Source organism: Bradyrhizobium sp. USDA 4461 (assembly GCF_054055655.1).
Genome location: NZ_JBSRXM010000001.1, coordinates 7,482,395 through 7,493,988 on the forward strand (window position 1 = coordinate 7,482,395; position 11,594 = coordinate 7,493,988).

Below are 11,594 nucleotides of genomic sequence, written 5' to 3' on the forward strand. Positions count from 1 at the left end.
CATCAACGCTTCTCCGGACCCTTGCCGATATCACTGGCCGCCGCCGTCGTCTGCGCCTCGGCCCCGAACGCTCCGTCGCAGTTCACACGGGCGTCATCGTCGACATCCTGCTTCCTGACCGAATATTGCTTGACCTCGTTGCCGGTATAGATCGCGATCGTCGTGCTCTGGCCGGCGACCGCACTCTGGCGCGCCAGCTCCGGCGACACGTCGCAGCTCGAGGTCGCCCCGGTGTCGGCCTTATCCCACTGCTCGGCGGCGGCGCGGACGACGAGCGAGAGCGTTCCAAGCTGCTTGGCGACGGCGACCTTCTTGACCTGGCTCGGCTTGAGCTCCAGCGAGACGGTCTGCGCCGTCTTGCCGGGGACGGCATTGGTGAGCGGGCGGCCGCCCTGCGCAATTTCCTGGTCGATCGCAATGACACGCACGTTCGACAGAACGGTTTCGCTGACGGCCCGCTTCATCGGATCGGCCTTCTCGAACACCTGGGTCAAGACCACGTCGACATTGTCGCCTGGCCGGATCAGGCCCGAGACGCCGGTTTCTTCGTCGACCTTGATGCTGATGGCGCGGCTGTCGGGCGCCAGCACGCTGGCGAGGAAGCCACGATCCTTCGGACGCAGGATGTCCTCCAGGGTGATGGCGCTGCCGGTGTCGACGAACTTGCGAACCAGGGAGCCGGGAAGTCCTGCCTTGGTGTCAGGCGTTTCGAGGATCGCCCCGGCGGGCACGCGATTCGGCGCCGCCTGGCGGATCGCGAAGTCCTCGTCGCGCGCCAGCGTGCCCTTCGACAGCGGACGTGTCGCGACAAAGTAGCCAACCGTCGCCGGCGCAGCCGCCGGCTTTTCCGCAACCTGCGCAACGACCAGGTCTTTCGGCTGGTTCAGGTTGAACGCAATGATTCCGAGTGCCGTGGCTGCAAGCAACAGCACCATGATGATCGAGACTCGCAATGCGGATGACATATCAAAATCCCTTGCTCAAAATGGTCCAGATACCGCCGCATGCGATCGCGACCCCGTAAGGCAGCGGCGCATGCCGCAAATGCCGCCAGCGTTCGACCGCGTAGATCCGGCGCACCAGTGACGACCCAGCGGGTGCCAGCCGCGGAGTTGGCAGGCGGCGCATCATCAGATGCACGACGGCTAGACCGCCACCGGCCAATGCGGTCGCCGTCAGCAACTCGATCACACCGGTCAGCGGCAGACCGATCGCCAGGGCAACCAGCAACTTGACGTCGCCGCCGCCGATCGCTCCCCGCTGATAGATCACGAAGAGCAGCAGAAACAGAATTGCAGTGACGATCAGCGACTGGCCGATCTGCGTCGGGGTGGCCAATTGACCGGCGATCCCGAGAAGCGCCAGCGCCAGACAGATTTCGTTTCGGATCAACCGTGTCGCGATATCGATCGTTGCGACATACAACAACAACGCGATTTCCAGACACGAGGTCGTGGATGCAATCCAGTTCATCAAAATTTGCCTCAGACAAAGCGGGGCACTTTGCGGTGCCCCAATCTCTGGCTAATCAGGCTGAGACAGCAGTATTGATTGCAGTCGTGATCGCGCCGATTGCGGAGGTGAGTGCTGATCCGATGCCTCCGCCAGCAGTCGTGCCAAACGCTGCGGCCACTGCAGCTACGATACAAGCAGCAACGATCACATACTCGAACGACACGACCCCGGCCTCGTCCGTGCGCAAAACTCTCAAGACGTCTTTCACTTTAAAGTAATACGTCGACATTGGGCTTAATCCCTGTTCAGGCAATGAATGTCTTGAATGATTTCAGGGCGCCGTCGGCAGATGAAACCGCCGACGGCGTCTTGTCGTAAGACCAGCGCAGACTTGACCGATCGGCCAGAGGCAATCAGGCGGAGGTCGCGGTATTGACGGCTGCGGTGATCTTGCCGATCGCGGAGGTCAGAGCCGCTCCGATGCCACCGCCAGCGGTCGTACCGAACGCAGCGGCAACCGCGGCGACGATGCAGGCAGCGACGATCACGTACTCGAACGACACGACGCCGGCCGTGTCGGAACGGAGGCGCTTGAAGGCTTCGGTGGTCTGGATGTAGAGCTTCAACATAGGAAAATATCCCTTTACATGAAATTTACGCAATATGTTGGCAGGGCAAAATCCAAGGCCAACTAGGATTTTCTTATAATGCGTCGCGAGAAATCTGTCGATTGGTAATCGTTTATTAACCCTACCTGCGGCGCGGCCGGCGCCCTGTTCGGCCGCGGCAATCCGAGACTGGTCGCACGAAACGCCTTAAATCATAGGCGTTTTGGTATTTCGCGACATTTCAGCCTGCCCGCTCCGTGCGAATACGGTGACCGCACATCCAGAGCGCGATACCGACGAATCCGTCGCGCGAACGAGGCCGACGGTGGCAGCGCCACGATCCGGCTTCGCAAAGTTCCCGCCGGTTGTCCTTACAGGGATCGACCGTCTCAATAGCACGTCCCGGAATCCCCTCCGAGCCGCCCGCAACTCTCCCCGTTGGATTGCCGCCACTGCGTGACCGCCAGCGGCACCTTGTTCGCGTCCGCCGCTGCGGCCGGCAGCCGGCTGTGCTCTTCCTCGAGCAGCTGCGCATGGAGCTTCTGGATCTGGATGTTTCGCTCGAGCAGGGAGATTGTCCTTGCCTGAACCTGCTCGGCCAGCGTCTTGCGCAGGGCGTTCTCCCGATCGAGCAAGTCGGGAAACGGCAACAGCGGCCGCACCGGTTCGGTTGCCTTGATCACGCAAGCCGCCCTCGCCACAGCCTGCGCAATCTGATCCGGAAAGCTATTGCGACATTCTACGAGCGCGCCGCTCAGATTGACCGTTTCCGCTGCTGTTGACGGTTTGCTTGTCACTTCCGGGGGCGGCGCCGGTGTCGTTGTCGCCGCTGGTGTCGGCTCGGCCGCCGCTGCTGCCGTCTCCGTTGTCGGGTCAGCTGCCGGTCCCGCATCCTTTTCGTTGGCCTGCCGCGCAGCGCCGCAACAAGACAGCAGGATGCAGAGCGAAAGGACGACCACGCATCTCGCGCGCTTCAACCAGGCCTGATCGCTGATCTGACGGCAAACTAACCCGATCGACGTACCTCCTTCGGTCACGCCCGCAAGCAAGGATAAAGATGTCTGTGCATCAGGGGCGCAGAACCGTCCCCTCCTCTAGCGATAAAAATTCCAATCTTCGAAAAACCAAATCCGCAAAATCAAGTGATCGTCTCAAATATCGCCCGGCACAAGCGGCACGTCAGCTCGTTGATGGTAAATGCATTCCGGCTGCGCAGGCAATAGCAACCTTGCCTGGCGACAGGCGTCTGCGCGGCCGGATCAGCATGCGCTGGATGAGATACCTCCATCGCGCTGGCGGAACTTTCCGCTTCATCACCGCCGAGTCCTTGCTTTAGGATCAGGCATTTCAACAGGGGCGCCACCGTGCGCGCCCCAAGGAATTTCAAGAACCAAAGCGTACATCGACTGATCCGGCGTCATGGGGCTCGAGATGACCGATCGTATTGCACTCTTCATCGATGGTGCGAACCTGCACACCACGGTCAAGAACCTCGGCTTCGAAGTCGACTTCCGGCGCTTGCTCACGGAGTTCGGCAAGCACGGGCAAATCGTCCGCGCCTATTTCTACACGGTCGTGAGAGACGATGACGAGTTCAGCAGCCTTCGGCCGCTGGTGGATTGGCTCGACTACAATGGATATGCGGTCCGACGAAAGTCGGCCAAGCAGCATGACGACGGCGACGGACGGCGGCGCATGAAGCGCAGCATCGGCATCGAGCTCGCGGTCGACGCACTGGAAATCGCGCCGCGCATCGACCAGGCATTCCTGTTCTCCGGCGATGGCGACCTGCGCGCCGTAGTCGAAGCTGTCCGGCGGATGGGCGTGCGCGTCACCGTCATTTCCAGCATTCGAACCAAGCCTCCGATGATCGCCGATGAGCTTCGCAGGCACGCCGACGCCTTCGTCGAACTCGAGAGCCTCAGGCAATCGATCGAGCGCCCGCCGCATCCGATTGCGCCGGAGTGACGACGTAAGCGCCTCCCGACCTCACCCGCCGGGCTCGCCTGCAAACAGGAGCGCGGTGCTGCTGTCCGTACATCACCGAGTTGCGCAGCGCGGTTCGAGACTTCACTATGATCCGAACGCAACTGGGGAGGGAAGAACCAATGTGGCGGTCGGTCGGCTGCCTGGTGTTGCTGCTGGCAACGACGAGCGTGGCGACAGCAGCTTCTTCCAGGTTCACCTGTGACACACCGCGGGGCAAGCGGGTCGAGCCCGGCGCCTCGGGCAACACCATTCAATGGATCGAGGACGATCTGGAGACGGTCCGGCCTGCCGTGGTGATCGATGGCGAAACTTTCACGGTCACCTGGGGAACGTCGGTCGCGGCGGAAGGCAAGCCAGCGAAGCTCACGACCTATGTCTTCGCCGCCGCCCATCGGACCGCGTCATCGATCTTCGCAACCCGCGTCGACGAGTCCACTGCCGAGATCTACCGGTTCTATTTTGGCAGCAAGTCGCTCTACAAGCTGACCAGCCGCCTGGAGGCCCCCTCGTCCGACTCGAAGGCCACGCCCTTCGTTGCAGCCTACCTTGCGAGCTGTCGGGAGCAGTAGGCGATGACCGGCCGTTATTAAGGCAGGCTTAACCGATCTTCCCTGTTCTGGTCGCCAGTGTTGCCGGTCGGCACGCCTCCGACTTGCAGCCAAAATTGCCGCCAAACCATTGGATTTTAATAAAGATATCTGGATTCGCGCGCGCCCATCCGCAGCGATGACGATCCCACTTAGAGCCATTGTGTGGCTGAAATGTCATAGGTTGCGGAACCATCCGCTGTTAGCCTTCCGCAGATTCTTACGTAATATTTTTGTGAGTAGGGGCGGAAATTATGAGATCGGCATACACGGTAATTGCGTGCCTCTGCCTGGCGGCAACGTCAGCGCGTGCCGAGGTCTTTTCCATTAACGATGCCTTGCGCCAGGCCATGTTGACCAACCCGGGCGTGGGCGAGGCTTCCGCGAACCGGCGTGCGACCGAAAGCGAGCTGAGACAAACCCAGAGCACGCTGCTGCCGCAGGTGCGCGTCGACGCCAGCTACGGTCCGGAGAAATTCGATCAGCCGCCCGGCGTCATCAACACCGTGCAGACGCCGACCGTGGGTTCAGGCCCGTGGCGCAATGGCAGCCAGGAATCGGTGGTCGTGCGCCAGCTGCTGTGGGACGGCTTTTCGTCGATCTATGACGTCTGGCGCCAGACCGCGCGCGTCAATGCGGCGGCCTCGCGCGTCAAGGAACGAACCGAGCTGCTCGCCCTCGACGCCGCCGAAGGCTACATGGACGTCGTGCGCTACATCCGCCTGGTGAGCCTTGCCCAGCAGAACGTCGCCAATCACGAGAAGATCTTTGCAAACGTGAACTCCCGCTTCTCCGGCGGCCGGGCCGGCGAAGGCGACCTCGAGCAGGCGCGGGAACGCGTCGAGGCCGCCCGTGCGGCGCTCGCGGAATTCCAGCGCAGCCTCGATGACGCGCGGGCGAAGTACCGCAAGGTCGTCGGGCTCGAGCCGATCAACGTCCGCTTCCCCGCCCCTCTCGGTGGATTGCCGAGCAGCCGCGACGAAGCGCTGGCGACCACGCTGCGCTTCAATTCGACCATCGCCGCGGCCCAGTCCGACGCCGACGCCGCCAAGCATGCGTTCAAGGCGACCGACGGAACGTTCGGCCCGAAATTCTACCTCGAGGGCCGCGCCACCCACTACGACAATTCATTCCCATACGTGACGGCGCCGGGAAGCCCTGCCGTGACCCATGAGGATTACAGCGGCAAGGTGGTGATGTCGTGGGACATCTTCCGCGGCGGCCAGGATGCCTGGAACAGGTCGGAGAAAGCCGAGCGCTATACCGAAGCCACCATGCGCCACGCGCGCTTGCAGCGCGACGCCTATGAGTCGATCGACAAGGCGTGGAATGCCCGTACGATTACGGCCACGCGCATTTCGGCTCTGACCCGTCAGCTGGAAGCGGACCGCAAGACCATCGCGGCATTCCAGAAGGAATACGAGCTCGGCCAGCGCTCCCTGATCGATCTGCTCAACGCACAGAACCAGTTCTTCAACGCGTCGGTCTCGCTCACCTCGGCCCGCAGCGTGGTCGTTTTCGCCGACTACCAGTTGCTGGCCGCGATGGGCACCTTGATCGAGTATCTGAAGGCCCCGCCCCCGGTCGATGCGGCGCCGACCGACATGCTGTCGATTGGCCTGCCGCGCTACTCGTTCCCCACCCTGCGCGTGAACCTGCCGCAGACCGGCTCCGAGCCGCTGCAGGTCGCCGTTCCGGCCCCCACTGCCGCTGCCCGCCCCGCCAAGGGCTACAAGGGCTATGCCGCAGTTCAGCCGAAGGATAACGGCTTTGCGGACCGCTTCACCGGTTCGACGACGACGGCTTCGGTGCCTGGATCCGCGGAATGGATGCAACAGCAGAAGAATGCCGCTGACGGTCCGAACGTCATTTACGCCGACCCGTCGGTCACGGCGAATGCCAGCTCCTATGCGTCCACCAGGCCGCACTGGCTGCTGTCGGCCTTCCCGAGTTCCGCGCAATAGCCGCCACTTGGCCAAAACCAGGGCTAAGATCAGGACCATGACTTCCGAAAGGGCCCCAGAAGGGGCCCTTTCGATTCCCGTATTAATACTTAAAGCAAGTTTCGCTGATTTTGTTCGCTGTTTGTTGTAGTCTCCAAGCAATCGTTGAATGCGATTTCTGCATTTCCATTTTGGTTATCGAGGTTTCAGTTGTTGTTTCGAACCCCCAGCGCGGTGGCTGATGCCGGCCGCTCCCCGTCAGATGATTCAACTTCAACGGCTGCCGCGACGAGCCGGCCGCGCACGCTCGGCGACGATCCCCTCACCGCATCGCTAACCTATCTCGCCGCCCATCACGGCCGCGCCGTGAGCCGCGAAGCGCTGCTCGGCGGACTTCCGATCACGGATGGACGCCTGTCGGTTTCGCTCTACGACCGCGCCGCGCGACGTGCGGGCCTTGAGACCGAGGCCGTCAAGCGCGCGATTGCGGACATTCCCGCGCTGGTGCTGCCGGCCGTCCTCATCATGAAGGACGGCTCCGCGCTCATCCTGCTCGGCGTCGACCCGGCGAACAAGTCGATCAAGATCGTCGAGCCGGCGACACCGCAGACCCCGCGCATCGCCGGCATCGCCTCGCTCGCTGCGGACTATACCGGCTACGCATTTCTGGTGCGAAGCGCAGCGCAGGCCGATGCGCGCACCGTCGCCGCAGGAGACATCCCCAGGAACCACTGGTTCTGGTCGGTCGTGAAGGCGCACTGGCGCAGCTACGGGCACATCGCGATCGCGGCCTTCCTGACCAACGTCCTGGCGCTGGCGACCCCGCTCTTCACGATGAGCGTCTATGACCGCGTCATCCCCAACGGTGCGATCCCCTCCCTGATCGCGCTCTCGATCGGCATGGGGCTCGGCATCGTCTTCGATTTCATCTTCCGCATGGTCCGCAGCCGCATGATCGACGTCACGGGCAAGACCATCGACGTCGTGCTCGCCGCCAATATCTTCGAGCATGTAATGGCCGTGAAGATGGCGCAGCGGCCGACCTCGGTCGGCATCATCGCCAATCAGCTCCGCGACTTCGACTCGGTGCGCGAATTCTTCACCTCCGGCAGCGTGGTCTCGGCGACCGACCTGCTGTTTGCCATCCTGTTCGTCGGGGTGCTGTTCATCATCGCCGGGCCGCTGGCCTGGATCCCGCTGATCATGCTCCCGCTCGTCATGCTGATCGGTTTTCTGCTGCAGCGTCCGCTCGATCGTGCGATGAAGCGCCTGCAAGCCGAATCCGCCGCCCGGCACGGCGTGCTGGTCGAGTCGCTGTCGAGCCTGGAGACCGTCCGCGCGACCGGCGCCGAGGCCCGCATGCAGACCTTGTGGGAGCGCTCGGTCGCGGCGACCGCCCGGTCCGGCGAGGACGTCCACTTCTGGTCGTCGATGTCGCTGACCAGCGCGAGCACCGCGCAGCAGATCACCAGCCTGCTGATGGTGATCGTCGGCATCTTCCTGATCCTCGACGGCAAGCTGAGCGTCGGCGCGCTGGTCGCGGCCAACATGCTCGCCGGCCGCATCCTGGCGCCGATCGCAGGCATCGCCTCGGTCATCACCAAGGGCACGCAGACCTTGTCGTCGCTCAAGGCGATCGACCGCATCATGTCGATCGAGCGCGAACGCTCGCCGACCCGATCCTACGTCGCTAGGCGGATCGACGACGGCAAGGTCGCTTTCGAGAACGTCTCGTTCGCCTATCCCAACGCGCCGGGCAACGCGCTCGAGAAAGTCAGCTTCAAGATCGAGGGCGGAGAAAAGGTCGGCATCATCGGCCGGGTCGGATCCGGCAAGACCACGGTCGGCAGGCTGCTGCTCGGATTCTACGAGCCGAAGGAAGGCCGGATCATGGTCGACGGCGTCGACTCGCGCCAATACGATCCTTCGGACCTGCGCGCCGGCATCGGCTTTGCGATGCAGGACACCGACCTCTTCTACGGCAAGCTGCGCGACAACATCGCCCTCGGCAAGCCGGAGGCGACCGACGAGGAAATCCTGCTGGCCGCGCGGCTCTCCGGCGTCGAGAGCTTCATCGCCGGCCATCCGATGGGCTATGACATGCCGATCTCGGAAGGCGGCCGCAGCCTGTCCGGCGGCCAGAAGCAGGCCATCGGGCTCGCGCGTGTCCTGATCCGCAAGCCCCGCGTGCTGTTCCTCGATGAGCCGACGGCGCATTTCGATATTCGCAGCGAGCAGGAATTCCTCGAGCGCCTCAAGGGGCTCCGCGACGAGCGCATGACGATCATCATTTCGACCCATCGTCTGTCATTGCTCAACATGGTCGATCGCCTGCTGCTGTTCGACAATGGCCGTCTGGTTGCCGACGGCCCGCGCGACAAGGTGCTCGCCTTGCTCCAGGGCAAGCCCGCGTCCACGCCGCCGTCGCCCGAGAATACGATCCAGCCGAAATCTGCATAACGAGCGAATATTATGGCGTCTTCCGATTTTGCTTTCGCAAACGACATCCGGTCCGCGGCGCTGCTGCGCACGCCCCGCACCTCACGCATGCTGCTGTGGACCTCCTGCGCGCTGCTGGCGACGTTTGTGGTCTGGGCGCATTTCGCGGTGCTCGACGAGGTCAAGCGCGGCAGCGGCCGCGTCGTGCCGTCGCGGCAGATGCAGGTGGTGCAATCGCTCGAAGGCGGCATCGTCGGCGACATCCTGGTGCGCGAAGGCGACATCGTTCAGCAGGGCCAGTCCCTGATGCGTATCGACGACACCAAGTTCGCTTCCGAGTTCGGTGAGATCCGTGAGCGCCGCGCGGCGATGGCGGCGCGGGTAGCCCGCCTCGACGCCGAGGCGCGCGGACGTAGCGAGCTCACCTTCCCGGACGATCTCGACAAGATGGTTCCTGCCGCGGTCGCGACCGAGACCAGCGTGTTCAAGATGCGGGGCCAGAAGGTCGCGCAGGACATCGACGTGCTCAACCAGCAGGTCACCCGCCTCACCGGCTCGCTGAAGCTTCTGGAACGCGAGCAGACCCTGACCCGCAAGCTGTATGAGCAGAAGGTGGTGCCCGAGATTGAGATGCTGCGGCTCGATCGGCAGGCCACCGAGATGAAGGGGCAACTGGCCGAGGCGCAATCGAAGATCGCCAACATCACCGCGTCGTTCCGTTCGCAGGCCGACGAGGATCTGGCCAAATCGCGTGCCGACCTCGCCGTGCTCGACGAAAACATCAAATCCGCCCAGGACCGGGTGCGCCGCACCGACCTGAAGGCGCCGGTCCACGGCATCGTCAACAAGTTGAACATCAGCACCATCGGTGCCGTCGTGCAGCCCGGCGCCAATCTGATGGACATCGTTCCGCTGGACGACACGCTGCTGGTGGAGGGACGGATCCGTCCGCAGGACATCGCCTTCATCCGTCCGGACCAGGACGCGGTGGTGAAGATCAGCGCCTATGATTCCTCGGTCTACGGATCGCTCAAGGGCAAGGTCGAACGCATCAGCGCCGACACCATCGTCGACGACAAGGCGGAGAAGACCGAACGTCCGGAGACCTTCTATCGGGTCATGGTGCGCACCGATAAGAACCATCTCGGCACCGAGCAGCATCCGCTGCCGATCATTCCGGGCATGGTGACCACGGTCGAGGTGCTGACCGGTGAAAAATCCGTGCTGGACTACATCGTGAAGCCGGCCCGCCTGCTGCGCGACGAGGCCCTGCGCGAACGCTGATCGCGGCCCGCGCATGGTTACCCGTTTATGACCTGCGGTCGTTCAATTTCGAACGAACCGGCAAACCCTGGATTGACCGCCTTTCCGACAATGCCAGGCGGCAGCCCCTCCACTTAACTCCGCTTAAGCGGCCAAGGCGTCAGTCTGCGCCCCGATAACAGCGGGGACGCAGATCGGCGCACAGACGTTGACGGTCCCCGGTATTGGGGACGTCATATGAAGTCGCTGAAGATTGCCTCGTCGGCGGTCATGGCCGTGGCTGCACTTTCAATAAGTCTTTGCGCAGCCTCATCCGCATTTGCCGCGGACGAACTGTCTCTCGGCAGCTCCGCCGGCGAGCTTACGGCGACGGCGGACGCCGCATCGAACCGCCCGCCGGCCACCTTCTTCACCATCACCGACGTGCTGGCCAAGCTCGACCGGCAGCGTGGCCGCGGCCCGAACGCGCTTCGCACCGCCGCGCTGACGCCGACGAACACCGCGACCGACGCCTCGCCCGCGGCGAAACCGCTGCCGCCTGTCGGCGCCGAGCCGTTCGGCCTGTTCACGTTCCGCGCACCGGAGAACGGCCTGTGGCGCAAATGGCGCGGCCTCGAATCCGATCTCGCCAAAGAGCAGACCGTGCTCGCGCATTGCCGCGAGAACGCGGCCGCCTGCCCGCCCAATGCCGCGCAATTCCTCCGCCTGATCAACGCGGTCAAGTCCAAGTCCGGACGCGACCGGCTGGATGAGGCCAACCGCGCCGTCAACCAGGCGATCCGCTATGTCAGCGACTTCGCACAGCATGGCGAAGCCGACCGCTGGACCGCCCCGCTCGCCACTTTCGCGACCGGCAAGGGCGATTGCGAGGACTACGCGATCGCAAAATACATCGCGCTCAGCGAAGCCGGCTTCCCGCGTGAAGAGCTGCGCCTGGTGCTCGGCCGCGATCGCGCCATCCGGCAGGATCATGCGGTGCTGGCGGCGCGGCTCGACGGCCGCTGGCTGATCCTCGACAGCCGCCGCGCCGAGCTGATCGACGACGGCGAGCTCGGCAACTTCACGCCGATGTTTGCGATCAACGAGCACGGCGTCCAGCTCTTTGCAGCGCCCTACGCCAAGCGACTGCCGCTCGGCGACGAGCTCGATGCCACACCGGCGGCCGCCAATGCGGCAGAGGCCGAATGGACCGGCATGGAGCCGCTCGAGGCCGCGGACCCGCTCCCGGGCTTTCTGCCCGTACTGATGTAGCGGCCCCGATCCAACAAAAATCCGCGGAGTTGGCCTCCGCGGACTTCTCTTTTTAGGGC

12 protein-coding genes are annotated in these 11,594 nt (G+C 63.5%); 7 read left to right on the top strand and 5 right to left on the bottom strand.

Translation table 11 applies throughout. The features are described from left to right. Window positions 1-2: 2 nt before the first annotated feature. The 5 genes from cpaB to ACVINW_RS35325 form a co-directional block, all read right to left on the bottom strand. A complete protein-coding gene (gene cpaB / locus ACVINW_RS35305) occupies window positions 3-965 on the bottom strand; it encodes a Flp pilus assembly protein CpaB (RefSeq protein ID WP_456755548.1) in 963 nt (320 codons plus the stop codon). Window position 966: 1 nt separating this feature from the next. Next, window positions 967-1,473 (bottom strand): A24 family peptidase, encoded by a 507-nt coding sequence (locus ACVINW_RS35310; protein ID WP_456755549.1) that lies wholly within the window; start codon window positions 1,471-1,473, stop codon window positions 967-969. A 55-nt stretch (window positions 1,474-1,528) separates the two neighbouring features. Next, a complete protein-coding gene (locus ACVINW_RS35315; RefSeq protein ID WP_456755550.1) occupies window positions 1,529-1,744 on the bottom strand; it encodes a hypothetical protein in 216 nt (71 codons plus the stop codon). Window positions 1,745-1,868: 124 nt separating this feature from the next. Beyond that, window positions 1,869-2,084 carry a hypothetical protein gene (locus ACVINW_RS35320; RefSeq protein ID WP_456755551.1) on the bottom strand — a complete coding sequence of 72 codons (216 nt, stop codon included), beginning with the start codon at window positions 2,082-2,084 and terminating at the stop codon, window positions 1,869-1,871. 368 nt (window positions 2,085-2,452) lie between these two features. Further along, window positions 2,453-3,022, bottom strand: a complete 570-nt coding sequence (locus tag ACVINW_RS35325) for a hypothetical protein (RefSeq protein WP_456755552.1) — start codon at window positions 3,020-3,022, stop codon at window positions 2,453-2,455. 98 nt (window positions 3,023-3,120) lie between these two features. Here ACVINW_RS35325 and ACVINW_RS35330 point away from each other — a divergent pair, with 98 nt between their 5' ends. From ACVINW_RS35330 to ACVINW_RS35360, 7 genes are all read left to right on the top strand, one after another. Beyond that, the gene (locus ACVINW_RS35330; protein ID WP_456755553.1) at window positions 3,121-3,399 is read left to right on the top strand and encodes a hypothetical protein; all 279 of its coding nucleotides are present in this window, start codon (window positions 3,121-3,123) and stop codon (window positions 3,397-3,399) included. Between the two features lie 95 nt (window positions 3,400-3,494). Beyond that, window positions 3,495-4,031 carry a LabA-like NYN domain-containing protein gene (locus tag ACVINW_RS35335; protein ID WP_456755554.1) on the top strand — a complete coding sequence of 179 codons (537 nt, stop codon included), beginning with the start codon at window positions 3,495-3,497 and terminating at the stop codon, window positions 4,029-4,031. Window positions 4,032-4,171: 140 nt separating this feature from the next. After that, entirely contained in the window at window positions 4,172-4,621 is a 450-nt protein-coding gene (locus tag ACVINW_RS35340; RefSeq protein ID WP_456755555.1) for a hypothetical protein, read from the top strand. Between the two features lie 368 nt (window positions 4,622-4,989). Further along, complete coding sequence (locus ACVINW_RS35345; protein WP_456755556.1) at window positions 4,990-6,603, top strand: TolC family outer membrane protein; 1,614 nt, start codon at window positions 4,990-4,992, stop codon at window positions 6,601-6,603. Window positions 6,604-6,948: 345 nt separating this feature from the next. Continuing rightward, complete coding sequence (locus tag ACVINW_RS35350) at window positions 6,949-9,042, top strand: type I secretion system permease/ATPase (RefSeq protein ID WP_456756574.1); 2,094 nt, start codon at window positions 6,949-6,951, stop codon at window positions 9,040-9,042. A 12-nt stretch (window positions 9,043-9,054) separates the two neighbouring features. Then, complete coding sequence (locus tag ACVINW_RS35355) at window positions 9,055-10,305, top strand: HlyD family type I secretion periplasmic adaptor subunit (protein WP_456755557.1); 1,251 nt, start codon at window positions 9,055-9,057, stop codon at window positions 10,303-10,305. A 216-nt stretch (window positions 10,306-10,521) separates the two neighbouring features. Further along, on the top strand, window positions 10,522-11,535 hold the full coding sequence (locus ACVINW_RS35360; protein WP_456755558.1) for a transglutaminase-like cysteine peptidase: 1,014 nt from the start codon (window positions 10,522-10,524) through the stop codon (window positions 11,533-11,535). Window positions 11,536-11,594: the final 59 nt, after the last annotated feature.